The organism is Actinoplanes sp. NBC_00393 (assembly GCF_036053395.1).
In the GTDB taxonomy this organism is placed as follows: domain Bacteria; phylum Actinomycetota; class Actinomycetes; order Mycobacteriales; family Micromonosporaceae; genus Actinoplanes.
Genome location: NZ_CP107942.1, coordinates 1346053 through 1365689, shown reverse-complemented (window position 1 = coordinate 1365689; position 19637 = coordinate 1346053). Strand labels below are relative to the sequence as shown.

24 protein-coding genes are annotated in these 19637 nt (G+C 71.0%); 10 read left to right on the top strand and 14 right to left on the bottom strand.

Annotation, left to right across the window (positions count from 1 at the left end; genetic code table 11):
* Position 1 precedes the first annotated feature (1 nt).
* Positions 2-1045, top strand: coding sequence for a hypothetical protein (locus OHA21_RS06155; RefSeq protein ID WP_328471028.1), 1044 nt, complete (start codon positions 2-4; stop codon positions 1043-1045).
* Between the two features lie 85 nt (positions 1046-1130).
* Entirely contained in the window at positions 1131-1661 is a 531-nt protein-coding gene (locus tag OHA21_RS06150) for a hypothetical protein (RefSeq protein WP_328471026.1), read from the top strand.
* A gap of 3 nt (positions 1662-1664) precedes the next feature.
* On the opposite strand, the gene OHA21_RS06145 is transcribed toward OHA21_RS06150, so the two are convergent.
* Together OHA21_RS06145 and OHA21_RS06140 are read right to left on the bottom strand one after the other, a co-directional pair.
* Positions 1665-2591: an anti-sigma factor RsbA family regulatory protein gene (locus tag OHA21_RS06145; protein ID WP_328471024.1), complete on the bottom strand. Its 927-nt coding sequence runs from the start codon at positions 2589-2591 to the stop codon at positions 1665-1667.
* A complete protein-coding gene (locus tag OHA21_RS06140) occupies positions 2588-3457 on the bottom strand; it encodes an MEDS domain-containing protein (RefSeq protein WP_328471022.1) in 870 nt (289 codons plus the stop codon). Before OHA21_RS06140 ends, OHA21_RS06145 begins: the two co-directional genes overlap by 4 nt.
* A 222-nt stretch (positions 3458-3679) precedes the next feature.
* Between OHA21_RS06140 and OHA21_RS06135 the strand changes: the two genes are divergently transcribed.
* Positions 3680-4219, top strand: a complete 540-nt coding sequence (locus OHA21_RS06135) for an AMIN-like domain-containing (lipo)protein (protein WP_328471020.1) — start codon at positions 3680-3682, stop codon at positions 4217-4219.
* 4 nt (positions 4220-4223) lie between these two features.
* Here OHA21_RS06135 and OHA21_RS06130 read toward each other — a convergent pair whose 3' ends face one another.
* From OHA21_RS06130 to OHA21_RS06095, 8 genes are all read right to left on the bottom strand, one after another.
* Entirely contained in the window at positions 4224-5231 is a 1008-nt protein-coding gene (locus tag OHA21_RS06130) for a LacI family DNA-binding transcriptional regulator (protein WP_328471018.1), read from the bottom strand.
* Positions 5232-5283: 52 nt separating this feature from the next.
* Positions 5284-6543, bottom strand: coding sequence for a DUF1996 domain-containing protein (locus OHA21_RS06125; protein WP_328471016.1), 1260 nt, complete (start codon positions 6541-6543; stop codon positions 5284-5286).
* On the bottom strand, positions 6540-8249 hold the full coding sequence (locus OHA21_RS06120; protein WP_328471014.1) for a discoidin domain-containing protein: 1710 nt from the start codon (positions 8247-8249) through the stop codon (positions 6540-6542). Before OHA21_RS06120 ends, OHA21_RS06125 begins: the two co-directional genes overlap by 4 nt.
* Positions 8250-8426: 177 nt before the next feature.
* The gene (locus OHA21_RS06115; RefSeq protein WP_328471012.1) at positions 8427-9014 is read right to left on the bottom strand and encodes a hypothetical protein; all 588 of its coding nucleotides are present in this window, start codon (positions 9012-9014) and stop codon (positions 8427-8429) included.
* 57 nt (positions 9015-9071) lie between these two features.
* Positions 9072-9281: a dodecin gene (locus OHA21_RS06110; protein ID WP_328471010.1), complete on the bottom strand. Its 210-nt coding sequence runs from the start codon at positions 9279-9281 to the stop codon at positions 9072-9074.
* An 84-nt stretch (positions 9282-9365) separates the two neighbouring features.
* Complete coding sequence (locus OHA21_RS06105) at positions 9366-9941, bottom strand: hypothetical protein (protein ID WP_328471008.1); 576 nt, start codon at positions 9939-9941, stop codon at positions 9366-9368.
* A gap of 69 nt (positions 9942-10010) precedes the next feature.
* A complete protein-coding gene (locus tag OHA21_RS06100) occupies positions 10011-10493 on the bottom strand; it encodes an SRPBCC family protein (protein ID WP_328471006.1) in 483 nt (160 codons plus the stop codon).
* Complete coding sequence (locus tag OHA21_RS06095; RefSeq protein ID WP_328471004.1) at positions 10490-10861, bottom strand: metalloregulator ArsR/SmtB family transcription factor; 372 nt, start codon at positions 10859-10861, stop codon at positions 10490-10492. Before OHA21_RS06095 ends, OHA21_RS06100 begins: the two co-directional genes overlap by 4 nt.
* Positions 10862-11032: 171 nt before the next feature.
* Here OHA21_RS06095 and OHA21_RS06090 point away from each other — a divergent pair, with 171 nt between their 5' ends.
* Positions 11033-11386, top strand: coding sequence for a helix-turn-helix domain-containing protein (locus OHA21_RS06090; RefSeq protein WP_328471002.1), 354 nt, complete (start codon positions 11033-11035; stop codon positions 11384-11386).
* On the opposite strand, the gene OHA21_RS06085 is transcribed toward OHA21_RS06090, so the two are convergent.
* The 3 genes from OHA21_RS06085 to OHA21_RS06075 all read right to left on the bottom strand — a co-directional run bounded on the left by OHA21_RS06085 (position 11387) and on the right by OHA21_RS06075 (position 14211).
* On the bottom strand, positions 11387-12001 hold the full coding sequence (locus tag OHA21_RS06085; RefSeq protein ID WP_328471000.1) for a ClpP family protease: 615 nt from the start codon (positions 11999-12001) through the stop codon (positions 11387-11389).
* A complete protein-coding gene (locus OHA21_RS06080; protein WP_328470998.1) occupies positions 11998-12624 on the bottom strand; it encodes a ClpP family protease in 627 nt (208 codons plus the stop codon). Before OHA21_RS06080 ends, OHA21_RS06085 begins: the two co-directional genes overlap by 4 nt.
* A gap of 213 nt (positions 12625-12837) precedes the next feature.
* A complete protein-coding gene (locus OHA21_RS06075; protein ID WP_328470996.1) occupies positions 12838-14211 on the bottom strand; it encodes an alpha/beta hydrolase family protein in 1374 nt (457 codons plus the stop codon).
* A gap of 171 nt (positions 14212-14382) precedes the next feature.
* On the opposite strand from OHA21_RS06075, the gene OHA21_RS06070 reads away from it, so the two are divergent.
* A complete protein-coding gene (locus OHA21_RS06070) occupies positions 14383-15591 on the top strand; it encodes a sensor histidine kinase (RefSeq protein ID WP_328470994.1) in 1209 nt (402 codons plus the stop codon).
* A complete protein-coding gene (locus tag OHA21_RS06065; protein WP_328470992.1) occupies positions 15579-16223 on the top strand; it encodes a response regulator transcription factor in 645 nt (214 codons plus the stop codon). The genes OHA21_RS06070 and OHA21_RS06065 overlap by 13 nt, the downstream gene beginning before the upstream one ends.
* 71 nt (positions 16224-16294) lie before the next feature.
* Here OHA21_RS06065 and OHA21_RS06060 read toward each other — a convergent pair whose 3' ends face one another.
* Positions 16295-16834 (bottom strand): GNAT family N-acetyltransferase, encoded by a 540-nt coding sequence (locus OHA21_RS06060; RefSeq protein WP_328470990.1) that lies wholly within the window; start codon positions 16832-16834, stop codon positions 16295-16297.
* A gap of 48 nt (positions 16835-16882) precedes the next feature.
* On the opposite strand from OHA21_RS06060, the gene OHA21_RS06055 reads away from it, so the two are divergent.
* The 4 genes from OHA21_RS06055 to OHA21_RS06040 all read left to right on the top strand — a co-directional run bounded on the left by OHA21_RS06055 (position 16883) and on the right by OHA21_RS06040 (position 19618).
* Positions 16883-17425, top strand: coding sequence for an ABATE domain-containing protein (locus OHA21_RS06055; protein WP_328470988.1), 543 nt, complete (start codon positions 16883-16885; stop codon positions 17423-17425).
* A 32-nt stretch (positions 17426-17457) separates the two neighbouring features.
* Positions 17458-18399 (top strand): inositol-3-phosphate synthase, encoded by a 942-nt coding sequence (locus tag OHA21_RS06050; RefSeq protein ID WP_328470986.1) that lies wholly within the window; start codon positions 17458-17460, stop codon positions 18397-18399.
* A gap of 85 nt (positions 18400-18484) precedes the next feature.
* Positions 18485-18811 carry a hypothetical protein gene (locus tag OHA21_RS06045; protein WP_328470984.1) on the top strand — a complete coding sequence of 109 codons (327 nt, stop codon included), beginning with the start codon at positions 18485-18487 and terminating at the stop codon, positions 18809-18811.
* A 60-nt stretch (positions 18812-18871) separates the two neighbouring features.
* Entirely contained in the window at positions 18872-19618 is a 747-nt protein-coding gene (locus OHA21_RS06040) for an alpha/beta fold hydrolase (RefSeq protein WP_328470982.1), read from the top strand.
* The last annotated feature ends 19 nt before the right edge of the window (positions 19619-19637 follow it).

Genomic DNA, 19637 nt, shown 5'->3' with positions numbered 1-19637 from the left:
CGTGGCGCGCCGTTCGCCGGGCGGCTGCCTGCCACTGCTGGCGCTGCTGGTCAGCCCGTGCGTGATCGGGTACGGCGCTCTCGCTCTGGCCTCGCCCGCCCTGGTGCCCTACCTCTATCTGCACGACCAGGCGCAGTTCGCCGCTGACCGGCACACCTGGTACGCGTCCCTCGCCGCGGCGCCGGTTCTCGCGTTCCTGCTCGTCCGGCTGTCGAGCCCGGCGGACGGACGGTTGCGGGCGCGCCGTGACCGCTCGCCGGTGCCCCGGCAGCGCGGGCCGTTGCGGGCCCGCCGCCCGCACCCGATCCGCGGCTACCTCGACCGGGTGGTGTTCCTGCTGGGCGGCACCTCGGCCACCACGTTGTGGCTGCTGCTGAGCGGCGACGACCTACGCGGACCGGGAACCCTGGCCCTGGTCGGGGGTGTCACCGCCACCGTGGCCGTGGCGGTCGTCAGCATCCGTTACTGGGACCGGCCGTACACCGCTCCGGTGACCGTGGAGACCGTCCGCGCGCATCATCGCCGCGCTCAGAAGGAGCTGCGCCGCGTCCGCGGGGACAACCAGCGGGTGACCCGGATGATCGCCAAGCTGGAGGTCAAGCTCGCCGACGCGCAAAGTCGGCGCGACTTCGCGGTGCTGCAGAACCTGCACCACGAGTCCTACGGCTGCGCCGACAGCGTGTACGCCCACTACCGGTCGGTGGAGAGCTCGCTGGGTGTGGTCACGCAAATGGTCCGCACCGTACGGGTCAGCAGCTGGCAGCCGGCCGGCGTGGCGGTGCGCGCGGTCAACCGCAAGGCGCGGGTCGCGTTCATCGAGCTGCGCACCGAGACCGGTGGTCTGGCCGGCACGGCCGGCGAGTTGCGGGCCGAGTGGCTGCGCAACCGGGACCTGGTGCAGTCGCTCAACGCGCGCACCGCGGACCTCAAGTGCCAGATCCGCGACGGGTGCGGGCCGGCCGGAATACGCTGGTACGAGGCACTGGAGGCACGCCGTGACGCGGCCCGGGCCGCTGAGGGCAAGCCGGCGGCCGCGCGCCGTTGACGCCCCCGCGCCCCGGCCCGCTCGGCAAGTCTGAGACGCTTCCTGGGGGTACCGAACCCAGGGAACGTCGTGGAGGCGAGATCTGATGGATGCGCACGAGACGGACGCCGACGAGGTCGGCGCGGCTCCTTCGGTGGCGAGGCTGCTGCTGGAACTGCGGGCTCACGTGAGCATCGACGTACGCACCGCCGGCCGTACCGTGCAAGTCCGGCCGCAGGGCAACAACGGCGTCGCGGTGTACGTGCACCCGGGCGGCGTGGACCTGGCCGTGGAGCCGGAGCAGGCGAACGACGTGGCGATGTCGATTCCGGGCGCCTACATCAAGGACCCGGACGACCCGAACTGCTTCATCTCGGTCGAGGCCGAACTGATCGAGCCGAACTACGACACGCTGCTGGCCACCGCCGTGCAGGCGGTCGAGCTGCGCGCCGCGGTTCAGCCGGCCAAGGCCGCGAGGGCCCGGGCGACCCGTGCCCCGGCCGCGCCGAAAGCGCCCAAGGCGGCCAAGGCCCCGGCGAAGGCCCGTCCCGCGCCGCGCCCGGAGCCGCCGATCTGCCCGGTGTGCCGCCAGTACGAGCTGCTGGCCAGCGGCGCCTGCCCGTCCGGGTACTGCTGAGTCTCACCGGCTCATGTGCAGCCGGATGCTGGTGCCGTCGGTACGGGCGTGGATCCGGACCAGGTCGCACAGCTCGTGCGCGAGGATCAGGCCGTGGCCGTTCGCCGTGCGGGCGGGCGGCCGGACCCGCCCGGCATACGGATCAGCCAGGTAGCCCTGGTCGTCGACCTGGCAGACCAGCATCCCCGGCTCCGGCCAGGCGCTGACCGTACCGCCACCGGCGGTGTGCAGCAGCGTGTTCTGGGCCAGCTCGTTGACCGCGATCAGCAGGTCCTCGACGCGTGCTGCGGGCAGCCCGGCCGCTGCGGCCCGCGCGGTGAGGAACCGCCGGATCCCGGTGAGGCAGCCGAGCCGGTGGTAGCGGATCGTGTCGGCGCCGGGCGGCACGTCGGGCAGCGGCTGGTTGAAGCCCGCGGCAGCGGCGAACGGGTCGGCGAACCACGGGCTGGGCCGGCGAGCCGTGCCGACGAGCATCTCCGGATGGGTCCGCCAGGCGTCGTGCAGGCGGGACAGGTCCAGCCGGGTCGCGTCGTACGGGCAGAGGATCGCCGCGTCGCGCCCCTCGAACACCGCGTTGATCATGGCTTCGTGGGCGGCGCAGGCCGGGTACTCGATCGCGGTGCGGGCCGGCCAGACCGGCTCGGCGATGATCGACACCCGTCGGCCGTGGTGCGCGGCGGCGAATCCCAGCAGCAGGCCGGGGATGATCCGGCCCGGGTTGCGCCCGGCGACCGCCATGTCGGCGAAGAACACCGCCTCGCCGAGCTCGGTGCGCAGCTGGGACAGGTGCGGTTCCGGCACCGCGACCAGCACCGCGTCACCCGCGGCCAGGGCGGCCCGGGCGAAGCCGCCGGCGCCGCTGAGGTACTCGGCGGAGGTGCGGTAGATCAGACCGCAGTGCTGCAGGACGCCCGTCAGGCCGAGCGTCATCCGGCGGCCTCCACGATCAGGCCGGTGCTCGCGTCGGCCCCGTTGAACGACAGCAGCCGCTGCATGTGCGGGGAGCAGCCGACCACGCGGATCGCGCCGGCTGCCCGGGCCGCGGCGTCGATCAGCATGCGGACCGTGGCGCCGTCGATGAACCGCAGGTCGGCGATGTCGACGACGTGCGGCTCGCCGGTGCCCGGGGTGTCGTCGACCAGGTGTTCCAGGATCGCCCGCAGGGCCTGCCGGTTGGACAGGTCGGCCTCGCCGTGCAGGCGGACGCCGGCCGGGCTGGTGGTGCGCACCGCCCGCAGCAGCGGGACGGTTCCGGTGTCAATCTCGGCGTCGACGGTGGCCGGGTGCGCCCAGCACACCCGGCGCAGGTCGGCGTCGGCGAACAGGCGGCGGTCGTAGAGGCAGATGCCCATCGCGAAGCCGTCGGCGAAGACGCGGGTCACATTCGCCTCGTACCAGGGCAGCAGGTCGGCGCCGGGGATGCCGGTGGCGCCCCAGGACATGTCCCCGACCGCGCGCAGCCCGTGGTAGCCGGCCGCCATGGCCTCGGCCGACGCGGCCCGCCAGCCGTCGATGCTGGCCTGCGGCTCGAAGCGGCCGGCGGCGAGATAGGTGTCCTCCGCGGTCGCCATCTGCAGCTGCCCGGCGGCCAGGGCCGGCTGCGGGTCGGTGCCCGCACCGGCCAGGGCGTCCTCGATCTCCTGCTGCCCGCCGCCGTAGTAGAGGATGCGGTGCTGCCGGCGCAGGCCGGTGCGGATGTAGGCGGCGAGCGTCGCTGTGCGGACGTCATCGTCCTCGAACACCACGCACGCATGGTCGCCGAGAGTCAGGCGATCGATCGCGTCGACCTCGATCATCGGTGGCCCCTTCAGCTCGTGTCCTCCGGTGCCCCGTTGCGAGCTTGCATCCTGTTGATGCTACTGCCCGTGCGGGCCTGTTCCGCCGCTTCACACCCGCCCGGACGTGCCGATACGTTGCGATGCACCCGAATCGGCACCCTGCGCAAACGGCTTGTGTGCCGGTCCTAGCGTCGAAAGCCTGTCTCCGGGGAGGTGCCCATGCGAAGGTCGGTCAGAAATGTGATTGCGACGCTGGTCGTCGGTGTGGCACTGGCGGCGGCCACCAGTCCCCCGGCGATCGGAAAAGCCGCTCCCACCTGCGGAATCACCTGGGGCAGCCAGGAGAAGGCCGGTGGCCCGCTCAGCAGCGCCCCGGTGGTGGAGGTCCGGGCCGGCCGGCACGCCTGCTTCGACCGGCTGGTGTTCGAGTTCAACGGCTCGGCGACCGGCTTCCAGGTCCGGTACGCCGATCAGGTGCCCACCGACGGCGAAGGTGTGGATCTGGCGCCGTACACCGCCGGGGGTGCACACCTCTGGGTGACATTGCGCGCGCCGGCGTACGACGACGAGCACGTCGCGACGATCCCGGGCCGCACCGGCGACCGTACGGTCAACGTGCTGCGCTACGACACCCTGCGCGACGTCGTGTTCGGCGGTTCGTTCGAGGGTTACACCACGTTCGCGGTCGGGGTGCGCGCCCGGTTGCCGTTCCAGGTCACCACGCTGCCCGGCCCGGGCACACACAGCCGCATCGTGCTGGACGTCGCTCACCAGTGGTGAGCGCTCAGGCGGACTCGCGGATCACCACGGTCGGCTGGAAGATGACTGAGCGGGGCAGCCGGCCCGGCTCGTCGATGTGGGCGATGAGCAGTTCGGCCATTTCGGCGGCCATCTCCTCGACCGGCTGGCGGACCGTGGTCAGCGGCGGCCGGCACTCCAGGGCGGCGCTGCTGTCGTCGAAGCCGACGACGGCGACCTGGTCGGGCACCCGGCGGCCGAGGTCCTGCACGGCGCGCAGCGCGCCCTCGGCCATCAGGTCGCTGGCGACGAACAGGCCGTCCAGGCCGGGGTGTTCGGCGAGGAGCCGGTGGGCGGCGGCCTCTCCCCCGGCCCGGGTGAAGTCGCCGACCACGGCGGGCGGCTCGGGCAGGCCCTGCGCGGCCAGGTAGGTGCGGAAGCCGTCGAGGCGTTCGGCGCCGGCCGGGATGTCGAGCGGGCCGCTGATCGTGGCGAGCCGCCGGCAGCCGCGGCCGAGCAGGTGCTGGGCGGCGAGCTGGGCGCCGAGCCGCTGGTCGACGTCGACGTAGCTGACCGACAGCGGGCCGGGTGGCCGGGCGGACAGCACGGCCGGGATGCCGAGGGCGAGGACCTGGCCGGGCAGCGGGTCGTCGCCGTGGCTGCTGATCAGCAGCACCCCGTCGACGTGGCCCTGCCGCAGGTAGCGGACCACCTGGTGGTGGTCGGCCGAGTCGGTCGGCACGACCACCAGGTGTACGTCGTGCGGGCGCAGCGCGCCGGTCGCGCCGGCGGTGATCCGGCCGAAGTACGGGTCGGTGAAGATCCGGTTCAGGAAGGAGTGGTCGTCGGGGCGGTCCGGTTCGCTGATCACCAGGGCCACCGAGTTGGAGCGCCGGGTCACCAGGCTGCGGGCGGCGACATTCGGCACGTACCCCGTCTTGCTGATCGCACGCTGGACCGCGTCGCGGATCTCGGGCGCCACGTTGGCCGCGCCGTTGATCACCCGGGAGACGGTGGCCCGGGAGACGCCGGCCGCGGCGGCCACCTGATCCATGGTCGGATGGTGGCCGCCGCGGCCCGGTTTGGAGATCACGCCCACTGTTGTATCAGGGCCGTCCGTCGGTCCCGCACTTGATGATCGGGCGGATGCAGTCGTTCACCCGGCGGGCCATCTCCTCCACCGGCCAGGCGTTGAAGAAGTCGCCGTGCATCGTGTACCCGCCGCCGGAGGCCAGGCGCAGCCGGGCCGGATCGCCGGAGACCGGGTAGCGCATGACCTGCCGCAGCTTCGGCACCACCACCGGGTGGCTGGCCGGGCAGGCGTTGCCCACCGGGTACGCCATGTGGCTCTTGTGGTCGGCCGAGTCCAGGTTGCGGCCGTCCCAGCAGTGCGGGAAGTCCAGGTACGACTCCAGCATCGTGCCGGCCGGACAGTTGACGAAGTCCGGCGAGGAGCCGACGTGCCCGGCGTGCAGGCACGACCAGCGGCTGATCGTGTTGTCGGCCGGCCCGGTCGCCTTCGCGTTGCCGGCGACGATGCGCAGGCCCAGCGGCAGCGGCTGGGTCTGCGCGATCAGGTCGTCGCGCACACCCTCACCGAGGTAGTAGAAGATGCCGGTGACCGGCTCGACCGGCACGTTGTCCCGGTACAGGGTGGGGATCCAGTACGAGGACTTGTCGATCGACGGGTTGCAGTTGCTGTTCGCGTTGAGCAGCGTGTCGACCGTGCTGTAGGCGTTGGTGTTGGTGGCGCCGAAGAAGCTGTGCATGTGCGAGGCGCCGGGCAGGTTCGGGAAGATGATCGGGTCGTCCGGCAGCCGGTGGCTGAACGGGCAGTCGGCGAGGAACTCCGCGACCCGGACAGCGCCGGGCGGGATGGTCGGTGTGGTGCCGCCTCCCCCGCTGCCGTACACCTGGATCTCGTTGAGCGAGACACCCCACTGGGTGGCCCGGACGGTGGTTTCCAGGCGCACGTAACGGCCAGTGCCGCTCACGCTGATCGTCTGCTTCCCACCCGTACCGTTGGTGGTGTTGTTGATCGTGGTCCAGCTTTGCCCGTTGGCCGAGGTCTTCAAAGAAAAACTGCGGGCGTACGCGGACTCCCAGTCCAGCACGACCGAGGTGATCGTGGCGCTGGCGCCGAGGTCGACCTGCAGCCACTGCGGGTCGCTGAACGCGCTGGACCAGCGGGTGCCGAGGTTGCCGTCGACCGCGTTGGACGCCGGGAAGGCGGCCGACTCGCTGGACGACGCGGTGGCGGTCTTACCCTGCGACAGCAGGGTGTCGGCGGCGTTCGCCTCACTGGCGACCGCGAGGGCGAAGGTGGCGAGGACGGCGGCCGCCACACCGCTCAGCAAGCGTCTCATTGGTAGACCCTCACGTAGTCGACGAGCATGCGGCTCGGGAACGGGGTGCTGGCGTCGATCGGGCCGGGGAAGTCGCCGCCGACGGCCAGGTTCAGGATCAGGTAGAACTTGTGGTCGTAGATCCACGGGCCGCGGGTGTTCTCCACGGTTTCCTTGTTCGCGTCGAAGACCTGCCGGCCGTCCAGGAAGAACCGGATGCCCTTGCTGTCCCACTCGGCGGCGTAGGTGTGGAAGTCCAGCGACAGGTCCGGGGTGGCGTACTTCTGGCCGTAGCCGCCGGCGCCGTTGTAGGCCGGGGCGTGCAGCGTGGAGTAGGCCTCGCTGGTGTTGCGGCCCAGGACCTCCATGATGTCGATCTCGCCGTTGTACGGCCACGGGCGGCCCTGCAGGAAATCGTCGCCCATCAGCCAGAACGCCGGCCACAGACCGTTGCCCTTCGGGACGCGGATGCGTGCTTCGATCCGGCCGTACTGGACGTGGAACTTGTTGCTGGTGTTCATCCGGTGCGAGGTGTAGTCGCGGCCGTTCGAGGCTTCCCTACGGGCCTCGATGACCAGGGCGCCGGTGCCGTTCATCGACGCGTTGTTGCTGTCCGGCGTGTAGTACTGGACCTCGCCGTTCTGCGGGAAGCCGGGGTCGTACGTCCACTTCGCGGTGTCCGGCTTGGCGCCGGCCGGGCCGTTGAACTCGTCGGCGAAGACCAGGCGGGTGGCCGGGAAGGTCGGGTCGGCGGGCTTCGCGGGCGGGGCGGTCGGGTTGCCGCCGGTGCCGTACACGCTGAACTCCCACAGCGAGTAGCCGTAGGCGCTGCTGCGGGCGGTGCCGTACATCCGGACGTAGCGGCCGGTGCCGGTGGCGTTGATGACGTCCTTCAGGCCGTCACCGGTGGTCGTCGAGTAGATGCTGGTCCAGTTGGCGCCGTCGGATGAGACCTGGATCTGGTACGAGCGGGCGTACGCCGGGTCCCACTGCAGGACGACCTGGCTGATCTGCGCGGTGGCGCCCAGATCGACCTGGATCCAGCCGGGGTCGACCCAGCCGCCGGTCGGGTTGGTGGCCCAGCGGCTCGCCGGGTCGTTGTCGAACGCCTTGTCCGCCGTGCACGGGTTGCACTGCGGGTCGTTCTGCTCGGTGGAGGCTCGCGCGGGTTTGGCGTACGAAAGAAGTCTGGTGTTGCCGGTCGGTGGCGTGCTGTCACCGGCGAAGACCTGGAACTCCCAGAAGGAGTAGCCGTAGGCCGGCAGGCCGCGCTCGGTCATGTTGATCCGCACGTAGCGGGCGTTGCCGGTGGCCGGGATGCTCTGCTGGCCGCCGGTTCCGGTGGTGGTCGCATAGGCCTGCGTGTAGGCGGCGCCGTCGGTGGAGAACTGGATGGTGAAGGCCTTGGCGTAGGCGCCTTCCCAGTTGATGGCGATCCGGCTGACGGCGGTGGTGGCGCCGAGGTCGACCTGCCACCACTGGCTGGCGGACCAGGTGCTGGCCCAGCGGGTGCCGTTGTTGCCGTCGTTGCCCTCGCGGGCCTGGTATCCGCCGGCGGTCTCGGTGGAGGAGGCCGTGACCGGCTTGTTCTGGGAGACGACCACCTCGGCGGCCTCGGCGTCGCCGGCGGTGATGGCGACGAACGAGGCGAGGAGGCCGCTGATCGCGGCGGTCAGGGTCAGCAGCCGGCGCCTGCTGCGCGGTGGGTCCGAAACATGGACGGTCATGGTGGGGACTCCTTGGGGAACGCGTGCTCAGAGCCGTGGAAGCGCTCTATTGGAGGCCACTTTGAACCGGGTGCCATGCACTGTCAATGCCGGTGAAGCGCTTCCCCGGAACCGGTTTCAAGCATCGGCGCAGGTCATTGCGTTTCCGGCGCGTTACGGCGCGATGAGTTCCGGAACCTAACGGGTGCAGAAGTCCTTCAGCGCGCCCTCGCCGACCGGGTCGATCCACTCGAAGGTGCCGCGCAGCAGGTCGGCGCGCTGATCGACAGTGGTGACCGCGACGGTGAGCTCACCGAAGGGCATGGCGACGTGCAGCAACGTCCGCTCGATCCCGGACGGCAGCGACGGCCCGGCGTCACCGGCGGTCGCGCGCAGCAGCACGCCGTCGGCGGAGATGTCCTCGACCCGGCCGGCGACGGCCACGAGACTGCGTCGCCCGGCCTTCTCGACCTGCACGGTGCCGGTCGCCGGGTACGGCCCGGGCCGGCGCGTGGAGGCCCGCCGCTGGACCACCCCGACCGGGGCGTCACCGTGGATGCGCAGCAGGTCGTTGTGCAACTCGGCCTCGACCCAGGTCACGCCGGCGGCGGTGACCAGCTCGAGAATGCCGAACCGCCGGACCCCGAACCCGTCCAGGCTCAGCACCGGGATCGGCGGCAACTCGACGATGAACGGCGCCCGCGACTCGGCGAGGGTGACCAGGACGATCTCCTGGGCATCGGGGCAGCGCAGCGTGAGGCTGCTGCCGGCCGGCACGGTGATCACCCTCGGGACGTTACCGGCCGCGGGCGGCGCTCATCGGCGGATTCAGTCCTCTACCCTTCAGTCCTCCACCCGGAAGCCGATCTTCAGCAGCACCTGGTAGTGCGCGACGTCGCCGTCCACGACCTGCCCGCGGATCTCCTTGGCCTCGAACCATTCGATGTTGCGCACCGTCTGCGAGGCCTTGCGGAGCGCGGTGCGGATCGCGTCGTCGACGCTGGTCGGACTGCTTCCGACGATCTCACTGAGCCGGTACACGTGATTGGTCACGACAGCCTCCGATGGGTGGGGACGGCGCCCGGTTGGCGCCGCAGCCCTCCCAGCCTTGCGCACCGGACCCGCGTCCGCGAGGGATCAGCTCAGGACCAGACCGTCGAGCATCGCGGCCGGGCCGCCGCCGAACGAGGTCAGCCGGCTGCGCACCGGGTGCGGCAGCCGCGGCAGCAGGCGCATGATCTGGGCACTCGCCCAGACCTGGGCGCGGCTGCGCGGAACGAGTGAGCCGAGGACCGCGGGGCCGATCCGCCGGCTGTTCCGGACCGGTTCGGCGAGCGCTGCCTCGTAACGGCGCAGGGCCGCTTCGATCCCGTCCGGCTTGGCCCCACGCAGTTCAGCGGCCAGCACGTAGGCGCCGGCCGCGGCCAGGCTGGTGCCGCCGCCGACCGCCGGGCCGGTCCGTACCCGGCGGCGGTCGGCGACTGGCGCCGCCGGATGGTGTCCATGCTCGCTGGCCCGAACCCGTCCCTCGCCCAGGTAGCCCGGGTCCAGATGGCCATCGGCGGCCTCGGCGACTGCACCGTGGTGATGCCCGACGCCCCGGCCACCGAGCTGCGCGAGTCCGTCCTGGATGCCGCGCTCGACACCCTCTGCCTCCGCTGACCACGCCGGCCACCGCTGACCACGCCGGCCACCGCCGGCCCCTCGGCCCACCGCCGGCCCCTCGGCCGACCGCCGGCCGGAAGGCGTCCGGCGACCGGTCGTGCGCGGCATCACCGGCCTTCAGCCGGCGAGCCCGTCGTAGTACGCCTTCATCGACGGGTAATAGTCCTCGAAGTCGGGCAGCGCGGTGCCGTCGCGGGCGGCGACCAGCATGTCCAGGTAGTACTCCCAGCCGGGGCCGACCTCGCCGAGGCCGTCGGAGGGGGTCAGGTGGTGGACGAACCGCAGCTCGGTGCGGCCGTCCGCGTGAGTCAGCAGCAGGTCGAGGCGCCACACCTCGGGCATGTCAGTACTGGACAGACTGAGCCGGCGCGGCGGTTCGCACGCGTCGATGCGCATGCCGGTCCAGGGTGTGCCTTCCTCGTACGCCATCTGCACTTGAATCGTGCGGCCCGGCGCCGCGTCCCCTTTCCAGGCGCCGTACCACCTCGCGGTTCTCTCCGGCTCGGTGAGGCTGGCCCAGACATCCTCGATGCCGGCCCGGAAGGTGCGGGTCAGGACCAGGCTGTTGCCGTCGAGACGGCCGGTCGGCGTGTTGGTCATGCGGTCTCCTCCAGTCGATCGGGCGCCGCGCCGCCTTGACGGCGGTCGCGGCGGGTGCGGTGGACCTCAGTCTCCAGCGCGTCGAACCGCTGACTCCACATGGCGGCAGCGGCCGGCGCCGCGAAGCCGGCGAGCCAGGCGTTGAGCTCGTCGAACCGCGACGTATCGAGGTGGTAGCGACGCTCCCGGCCGACCGGGACGTCCTGGACCAGGCCGCACTCGCGCAGCACCCGCAGGTGGCGGCTGATCGCGGGCCGGCTGATCGGGAAGCGCTCGGCTATCCGGCGCGCGGCGAGCGGCTGCTCGCGCAGCATCTCCAGGATCGTCCGGCGAACCGGGTCGGCGATCGCCGCGGCCACGTCATCCACGCAGGAAGCGTAACCTACTGGTTACGCTTTCGCGAGCCCGGATGTCTCGGCCCATCCAGCGCGCAGGCCCATCCGGCAAGGTGATGCGTCCGGGCATGGCTACTTGGGCGGGTCCTCTGCTGCTGGCAGAACCGGGCGTCGGCGACGGCGCCGGCTCACTACCGTCGGCGTATGGAAGACGTGACGTACCGACCCCGGCCTCTGTTGCGCACCCTGCTCGGTGAGGTGCTGCGGCGCTGCCGGCTGGAGCAGGAGCGGACCCTTGCCGAGGTCGCTCGGGACGCGTCCGTCTCGGTGCAGTACCTGTCCGAGATCGAGCGCGGCCGCAAGGAGGCGAGCTCGGAGATCGTGGCTGCCGTGTGCGACTCGCTGGGCATCGGGCTGGCCGATCTGCTGGCCGAGGTGGGGCGCGACCTCACGGCGCATCGCGCCCCGGTCCTGCGGCTGGAGACGGCCCGGCTGCGCCGCGCGGCACATGCGCCGCGCGGCTCCCGGTCCGGCGATGTCGTCCTGCTGGCTGCCTGATCAGGCGGCGTTGAGCCGGTAACCGCGCGGTTCACGCCGGGTGATGACCTGGTCGGCGAGGCCGTAGGCGACGGCGTCGGCGGCCGACAGGGTCATCCGGCGGTCGGTGTCCTCCCGGATCCTGGCGATCGAATGCCCGGTGTGTTCGGCCAGGATCTGATCCATCTCGGCCCGGACCTTGGCCACCTCCTTGGCCTCCACGGCCAAATCCGGCAGCGTGCCGCGGGCATGGCCGGACGGCTGGTGCAAGGTGACCTTCGCGTGCTTCAGCACCGACCGCTTGCCCGGGGTGCCGGCCGCCAGCAGCGCCGCGGACGCCGACGCTGCCTGACCGACGCAGATGGTGGCGATGTCGCACCGGATGAAATGCATGGTGTCGTAGATCGCGGTCAGCGCGCTGAATGAGCCGCCCGGGGAGTTGATGTACAGCCCGATCTCCTGTTCCCCGGTGGACTCCAAGTGGATCAGCTGGGCGATCACCACGTTGGCGACCCCGTCGTCGATCTCGGTGCCGAGGAAGATGATCCGGTCCGACAGCAGCCGGGAGTAGATGTCGAAGGCGCGTTCCCCGCTCGGCGTCTTCTCCACGACGGTCGGGATGGTGTAGTGGCTCATGCGCTCAGTCCCATCGGCTGGCGGGCCATCGCGGGGCGTACGTCGTCGACGCTGTCGAGGACCCGGTCGATGAGGCCGTACTCGAGCGCCTCCTCGGCGGTGAACCAGCGATCACGCCGGCTGTCGCGTTCGACCGTGTCGATCGGCTGCCCGGTGTGCTCGGCGGTCAGGCGCAGCAGCGTCTGACCGAGCCGCTCCAACTGGTTGGCGTAGATCTCCACGTCCGCCGCGGTGCCGCCGAAGCCGGCCGAGCCCTGGTGCATCAGGATCTGGGCGTGCGGCAGCGCGTACCGCTTGCCGGGGGCGCCGGCGGTGAGCAGGAACTGCCCCATGCTCCCGGCAAGGCCGAGGGCCAGCGTACTGACGTCGTTGGGGATCAGCCGCATGGTGTCGTAGATCGCCAGCCCGGCGGTGACCGAACCGCCCGGCGAGTTGATGTACAGGTTGATGGTGCTCAGCGGGTCCTCGGCGGACAACAGCAGCAGCTGCCCGCAGATCCGGTTGGCGATCGGGTCGTCGACCTCGGTCCCGAGCACGATGATGCGCTGGTGCAGCAGCTGGACGGACAACTGGTCATCGACGGACCCGGTCCCGCCTGGCGTCGCGGCAGTGAATGGATGCATGGCTCTCTCCTCCGGCTCGGCCCTGCGTGCCGTCTCCACCTTCACCGCGACGGCGCCCGCCGGCCAAGCCGATCTGCGGTCAGCAGATGAGGCAGGACCGACGCCTGCGCTCGCCCCGGTTCCCTTCCGGATCGGCATCGTTCTTCCAGCGGGTCAGGTGCGTCGGCGGCATCTGTGGAGCGCTGCGCCAACCGGCGGATCGAGGCTGAGCGGTCACGGGAGGAGCAAGCCCCAGTGGATGGCCCACGGGACGAACAGCAGGCCGCCCACGGTGAGCAGGCCGAGCCGGATCCGGTCGGCCGGGCGGTGCCGGCGCAGGCCGTGGGCGACCGCGAGCGTGGCCGCCACGGTGGCGCAGGCCAGCAGTTGCAGGCCGAGCCACACGACCGGGCGGCCCAGGACCACCGGTCCGGTGATCTTCGCTGCCGTGGCGAGCAGAACCAGCAGGTACAACAGCGTGCCGGTAACGGTGGCCGGGCCGAGGACCGCAAGCCAGCGGGCTGGGCGAGAGACGCGGTCCGTCGGGCGGCGACGGACACGGCGAACGGCGGCAACCATCGGGTACGCCGCGAACGCGGCCAGCATCACCAGGAACGCCACGAGTTGGACCGCGCCGCCGTACCAGGCCGGTACGTGAATGGCCGGTGCGGCCGGTTCGGCGCCGAAGTCACCAGTCGAAACGGGCGCCTGCCGAGGGTCGGCGATCCAGCGCGCCTCCGCGTCGCCGTAGTCGGCCGACAGCTCCGGCAGGCGGTCGAAGCCGTCGTCGGCGGTGCGGTGCAGGTTGTGGTTGGTGGCCTCGACGATCCGGATGGCGTGCCGAGTGTTGCCACCACGCTCCAGCGCCTCCCGGATGAGCCGGCTGCTCTTCCCGGGCACGGCATCGCGGTCGAGGCGGCCCCACTGGGCGAGCACCGGCTGCCGCACCTGCTCCCAGTGCGGCAGCGGGTCGAAGTCGGCCTCGGCGAAGATGCCCGCTCCGATGGCGGTGCGGACCGTGGTGCCCCGCATGGTGCGGGGCAGTGATCCGCTGACGCCGGCGTGCCGCAGGTACGTGCCGTAGGCCCAGGCGGTCTGCGCGGCCGGGGTGACACCGACCGCGCCGACCGTGATGAGGAACGCGACGTCGGTGGAACGGTTCGCGGCGATGGGGGCGACGAACGCGCCTTCGGACAGTCCCCACAGGCCGGCCCGCGCCGGGTCGACGTCCGGCCGGGACCGGAGCAGCCGCAGTCCGGCGAGTGCGTCGTCGGCGAGCAGCCCGTAGTCGCGTTGCAGCATCGAATAGCCGACCGCGCGTTTGTCGTACACAAGCGTCACGATGCCGTGCCGGGCGTAAGCCCGCGCTTCCGGCATGAGATATTCCCGGCCGCGATTGCCCGCGCCTTCCAGCATCACGATCCCCGGCCGGCGCGTGCCTCCGGCGGCCTGCTCAGGCGCGAGGACCGTGCCGTGCAGGACCTCACCGCCGGCGCCGGTGAACTGCACCTCCGTGGCGACCACGTCCGTCGCTGCGAGGGCCGGCGCCGGCACGGCGATGAGCGCGGCCGACAGTGCGGCGAGTACGGCTACGGCGATCTTTCGCATTTCGCGTCTCCCAGGTCGATCTCGGTTCGGCAGAACCCAGCCTCGTCGGCGGGCCGCTCGGCAGACAGGGCAGGAACACCCGGGATCGGCGGGGTGCAGGCACCCTGTCCGTGACTTCGACAGCGATCTACTGTCGAGGCCGTGGAACGGATTCGGAGTCATGGACGTGACGTGAGTTGGCTGGTGGTGAGCGCGGCGATCGGTCTGCCCGCACCCGTGCTGCTGTTCCTTCTGATCGCATCGATACCGGCGAGCCTGGTGGCGGGCCTGGGTCTCGTCTTCTTCGCGGCCGCCATCTGGGTCACCCGCCGGCTCGCCGGGATCCAGCGCCGTCGAGCGGCCACCGTGCTCGACGTGGCGGTGCTCACCCCGTACCGGTCATTGCCCTCGGGGTTGCTCGCCCGGCTCCGGGTGATCCTGCGCGACCCTGCGACCTGGTCCGACCTTGCCTGGCTGATCTGCCAGTTCGCGGTCGGGCCGGCCTGCCTGGTGCTCTCGGTGGCCCTGTGGCTGACCGCGCTCCAATGCGTGACCGCGCCCGTGCTGCGCGCGGTCCTGCCGGAGTCGGCCGGGTACGACCCCGTGGTGCTCGAGCTGACCGGCCGGTCCCCGGTGCTGAGCTGGATCCTCGTGCCGGTCGGTATCGGACTGGCCGTCGTCGCGTACCGGTTGCCCCGGCATCTCGTCCGCGGTCAGGCCCGGCTCGCGGCCGCCCTGCTGGGCCCGAGTCCCACGGCAGTGCTGGCCGAACGGGTCGACCGCCTGACCGTCGCCCGTGCGGCCACTGTCGACGCGTCCGCCGCCGAACTGCGCCGCATCGAGCGTGACCTGCACGACGGGGCCCAGGCACGGCTGGTGGCGATGACGATGAGCCTGGGCGTCGCCGAGGACGTCATCGACGCCGACCCGGCAGTCGCCAAGGCTCTCGTGGCCGAGGCACGGATCGGCGCGGGCACCGCGCTGACCGAGCTGCGGAACCTGGTGCGGGGAATCCACCCGCCGGTGCTGGCCGACCGCGGGCTGGGCGCAGCGGTCGAGGCGCTCGTGCTCGACACCGCGTTCCCGGCCGATCTGGACCTCAGGCTGGACCGGCGGCTCGCCGCACCGGTCGAGGCCGCGGGGTACTTCGCTGTCGCCGAGGCGCTCGCCAACGCCGGACGGCACAGTGGCGCCGACCGCGTCCACGTGACCATCACCGACGCCGGCACCGCCCTGCACATCACCGTCCGGGACGACGGGCGCGGCGGCGCCGACCCGGCCCGCGGCACCGGCCTGCTCGGCATTCAGCGACGGTTGGCCGCGTTCGACGGTGAGCTGCGGGTGAGCAGCCCGGTTGGCGGTCCGACGGTGCTCGACATGGAGTTGCCGTGCGCGTCCTGATCGCCGAGGACCAGGTGCTGCTCCGCGACGGTCTCACCCGCATGCTGACCGCGTACGGCTTCGACGTGGTGGCGACGGTGGCCGACGGCACCGGCCTCGCCGAGCGGCTGGTCGAGGTTCGTCCCGACATCGCCGTGGTCGACGTCAGGATGCCGCCCACGTTCACCGACGAGGGGCTGCGCGCCGCCATCGCCGCCCGGCAGCAGGTGCAGGGCCTTCCGGTGCTCGTCCTGTCCCAGTACGTCGAGCGGCTCTACGCCCGGGAACTGCTCGCCGACCGGGCCGGTGCGGTCGGCTACCTGCTCAAGGACCGGGTCGGTGACGTACGCCAGTTCGTGGCCGCACTGCGCCAGGTCGCAGCCGGCGGCACCGTCATCGACCCCGACGTGGTCGCGCGGCTTCTGCACGGCCGCGACGCCTTGACCGAGCTCACGCCACGGGAGCAGGACGTCCTGAGACTCATGGCGGAGGGCCACTCCAATGCCGCGGTCGCCGAAAAGCTGGTCATCACCGAGAAGTCGGTCAGCAATCTGATCAACGCGCTGTTCGCCAAGCTCGGCCTGCCCCCGTCGACGAGCCACCACCGGCGCGTACTCGCGGTGCTGGCCTACCTCGACGACCGGGACCGGTGACGAGCGCCTGCCCTCCGACTGCCGGTGTCGGCTTCCGGAGCGGTCTGTGATTGCTCATCTCCCTGCGCTCGTCAGTTCTTGGGGCGATCTTTGCGGTAGACGTAATGGCGCCGATCGTCGATGGGATTGTCCGGGTTGATCTCGCCGTGGGCGACGCGAGCCAAGCCCGCCTTCTCCAGCACCCGCCACGACCCGGTGTTGTCGGCGTGCACCGCCACAATCACGCATTCGGCATCCTTGTGGTCGCCCCACAGGTGCCCCAGCGCCGAGCGGATCATCCGGGTGCCGATGCCACGCCCGACGTTTGCCGTGTCGCCGATCAGGTAGTCGATCGTCATCGCACGGGGCGGCACCGCGGTGAGCGGCGTCAGCTCGTCGAGGTACTCCGGGTAGTCGTGCAGGAACGAGCGTTGCAGCAGCCCGATCGGTGCGCCGTCGAGAAACGCCAGAAGGTCCTCGTTCGGCTCCTCACGGCGCGCGGACGGCCCGAAGTCGCGCTCCACGGCCGCCACGGACGTCTCGTGGTGCCACCAGCGGGCCACGTGCGGCTCCGCCAGCCAGCGCGCCAACAGCGGGAAGTCGTCACGGGTGACGTGTCGCCAGGTCATCATGCGGCTGACGGTAACAGGCACCTCTTACCGTCAGCATAGAATATTCGGGTGGATGACGTGGAGCCGCCGATCCTGGGAACCGAACCGCTGGTCGTGGAGTTCGCCAACACGCTGTACGACGGCGGCGAGGACTTCCTCGGCACAACCGAACTGGCCACGCTCTGGTTCACGACGGCCGGCGCACACCCGGCCCGTGACACGGCTGCGGCCAAGGCCCTGCGGGACAGCATCCACACCTTGTTCGCGGCGACGGTCACCGGCGCAACACCGCCCGCGGCCGCGATCATGCACGTCAACACGGTTGCCAGGCACGCACCGACGTCCCCGCAGATGGTCTGGCACTCCACCGGGGCGCTCGTCGCGGACAGTCGGCGAGGCGCCGCAACCGGTGATGCCGCGCTCCTCGGCAGCCTGGCCACCGCCTGCATCGAACTGCTCACCGGAGGCCAGGCCCGATTGCTGCGCCGCTGCGAGGGCTCCGACTGCTGCCTGTTCTTCGTGCAGCACCATCCGCGTCGACGTTACTGCCATGAGTCCTGCGCCCACCGTGACCGCCAAGCGAGGTACTACCGCCGACGCACGGCAAACTGACGCTGATTCATCCGCGCCGGTAGCCTCGTGCAGTGATCGAAAAGGCGAGGGTGGCAGTCGTCGGCGTAGGCAACAACACGTCAGCGCTGGTGCAGGGAATCAACTTCTACCGCAGGACGGGCAGCTCGGTCGGCATCCACCAGCCTGAAGTGAACGGGCTGGGCGTTGGCGACATCGAGTTCGTTGCGGCCTTCGCCCTCTCTGCGGGCAAGGTCGGCCAGGACCTACACCATGCGATCTTCGCGCCGCCGAACAACTTCCCGCGCCTGGGTGCGGAGCTTGCCCCATCGGGCGTCCGGGTGCAGCGCGGGCTCACGGACTCCAGCGAGATCCGGAGGGTGGCGGAGGCGCTGAGTGGGTCCGAGGTTGTGCTCTACTCTGCGCCGAGCGGCCGGCCGGATACCGCTCGGGCGTACGCGGAGGCTGCGCTGCTGGCGGGCGTGGCGTTCGTCAACACCACCGCGGATCCGGTTGCGCGGGACTCGTCGCTGCTCAAGCGTTTCGAGCAGGCCGGGCTGCCGCTGATCGGCGACGACCTGGCCAGTCAATTCGGTGCCTCCGTCGTTCACAAGGCGCTGCTGCGGATGCTGCAGGAGCGCGGCCTGACTCTGGTCAGCTCCTATCAGGTCAACCTGGGTGGTACCGAAGACTTCCGCAATCTCGCCGAGAACCCGGACAGCAAGAAGCAGTCCAAGATGAACGCGCTGGGCTCTGACAAGGTGCAGTTGGCGCCCCTGGGATATCTGCCTCACCTGAAATCGCAGAAGATCGCCCACCTCAACATCGAGGCGCAGGGATGGGGTGAGACGGCAGTGAGTCTGGACATCCGGCTCCAGGTCCACGATCCGAGTGGTGCTGCCGGTGTCAACATCGACCTCATCCGCGTGGCTGTCGACGCTCTTCGGTCGGGCCGTGGTGGTTATCCGGCCGAAACGGAGCGACACCTGAAATCCCCACCCGGGACCCAGGTCTGATCGAGCCGGCACAATTGACCTGCCACGGCGGCTCGCGGCTGGAGGCGCGTACGCCGGTTGCACCGACACGATGGATCATGTCGTCATGACAGACGTCGTCGAGATCCACGTTCCGCTGACACCGGCTGAGAACCTTGCGCCCGCCGCTTATCCGTTCCCCTGGATCGACCAGATCGAGGAATTCCTGGTGGAGTTGGAGGAGGACGGCGCGGTGGAGGTGTACGACGACGGCGAAGAGTACGGCGACGTCTACATCTTCTTCATCACCGGAACGGATCAGGCCGGTCTGCTGTCGGCCGCCTCCCGGGTGGCGACGCTCGACGGGGTGCCGGCCGGCGCGTTCGCCATGGTCACCGACGACGAGGCGGCCGAGTTCGGACTGGGACGTCGAGTCGACCTCCCGGTTGCGTGAACCCTTCCTTCGGGTGGAGGGGCGACGGAAGGTCAGCGCTGGTGTGGCAGGGTCGTCGCCGTGGAGCGGGTGATCGATGTGGGTGGCGGATCTCTCTGGGTCGAGGACTCCGGGGGTGCATTGCCGCCGGTGGTGCTGCTGCATCCGGGAGTCGGCGACGCGCGGATCTGGGATCCCGTCTGGGAGCGGCTCGAGGGACAGTTCCGGATGGTGCGCTATGACGTGCGGGGTTTCGGCCGTTCAGCGCCGCCGGTCGGGCGGTTCTCCCGGCTGGACGACTTACGCCGGTTGCTGGACCTGCTCGACGTCGGGCCGGCCTTGTTCGCCGGCTGCAGCATGGGTGGCGGCACCGCGCTCGACCTTGCCCTCGCCGAGCCGGACCGGGTCCGCGGGCTGGTGCTGGCCTGCCCCGGTATCTCCGGTGCCCCGCCCGCCCACGGCCCGGACGACGAGCCGGACAGCGCTGATCCGGACGTCTTCGTCGAGCAGGGCGTCGCCCGGTGGGCCAGGGCCGGGCGAGACCCGCTCGTCGTCGATCTGCTGCGCTCGGCGGTCCGCTACTGGCTCCATTGGGGCGGTGCCTTCTTCGCCGATGACGGCGACGCGTGGTCCCGCCTGGAGCAGGTCGCCACCCCCAGCGTGCTGCTGCTCGGCGACCTCGAACGCCCATCGTTCGTCCCGGCCTGCGTGGAGGCGGCGCGGCGCCTTCCCGGCTGCCGGCTCGTGCGACTGCCCGGCGTCGACCATTTCGTGCCGCTGCGGGCGCCGGACGCGGTGGTGGAAGCTCTGCTCTCGCTGCCGCGCTGACCGGGCGGACTGAGCTGCA

Bases quoted from the DNA above. Each gene is read 5' to 3' on its own strand.
- OHA21_RS06150 (WP_328471026.1), top strand. From the start codon at position 1,131: ATGGATGCGCACGAGACGGACGCCGACGAGGTCGGCGCGGCTCCTTCG.
- OHA21_RS06145 (WP_328471024.1), bottom strand. From the start codon at position 2,591: ATGACGCTCGGCCTGACGGGCGTCCTGCAGCACTGCGGTCTGATCTAC.
- OHA21_RS06140 (WP_328471022.1), bottom strand. From the start codon at position 3,457: ATGATCGAGGTCGACGCGATCGATCGCCTGACTCTCGGCGACCATGCG.
- OHA21_RS06130 (WP_328471018.1), bottom strand. From the start codon at position 5,231: ATGGATCAGGTGGCCGCCGCGGCCGGCGTCTCCCGGGCCACCGTCTCC.
- OHA21_RS06125 (WP_328471016.1), bottom strand. From the start codon at position 6,543: ATGAGACGCTTGCTGAGCGGTGTGGCGGCCGCCGTCCTCGCCACCTTC.
- OHA21_RS06120 (WP_328471014.1), bottom strand. From the start codon at position 8,249: ATGACCGTCCATGTTTCGGACCCACCGCGCAGCAGGCGCCGGCTGCTG.
- OHA21_RS06100 (WP_328471006.1), bottom strand. From the start codon at position 10,493: ATGACCAACACGCCGACCGGCCGTCTCGACGGCAACAGCCTGGTCCTG.
- OHA21_RS06090 (WP_328471002.1), top strand. From the start codon at position 11,033: ATGGAAGACGTGACGTACCGACCCCGGCCTCTGTTGCGCACCCTGCTC.
- OHA21_RS06085 (WP_328471000.1), bottom strand. From the start codon at position 12,001: ATGAGCCACTACACCATCCCGACCGTCGTGGAGAAGACGCCGAGCGGG.
- OHA21_RS06080 (WP_328470998.1), bottom strand. From the start codon at position 12,624: ATGCATCCATTCACTGCCGCGACGCCAGGCGGGACCGGGTCCGTCGAT.
- OHA21_RS06075 (WP_328470996.1), bottom strand. From the start codon at position 14,211: ATGCGAAAGATCGCCGTAGCCGTACTCGCCGCACTGTCGGCCGCGCTC.
- OHA21_RS06060 (WP_328470990.1), bottom strand. From the start codon at position 16,834: ATGATGACCTGGCGACACGTCACCCGTGACGACTTCCCGCTGTTGGCG.
- OHA21_RS06045 (WP_328470984.1), top strand. From the start codon at position 18,485: ATGACAGACGTCGTCGAGATCCACGTTCCGCTGACACCGGCTGAGAAC.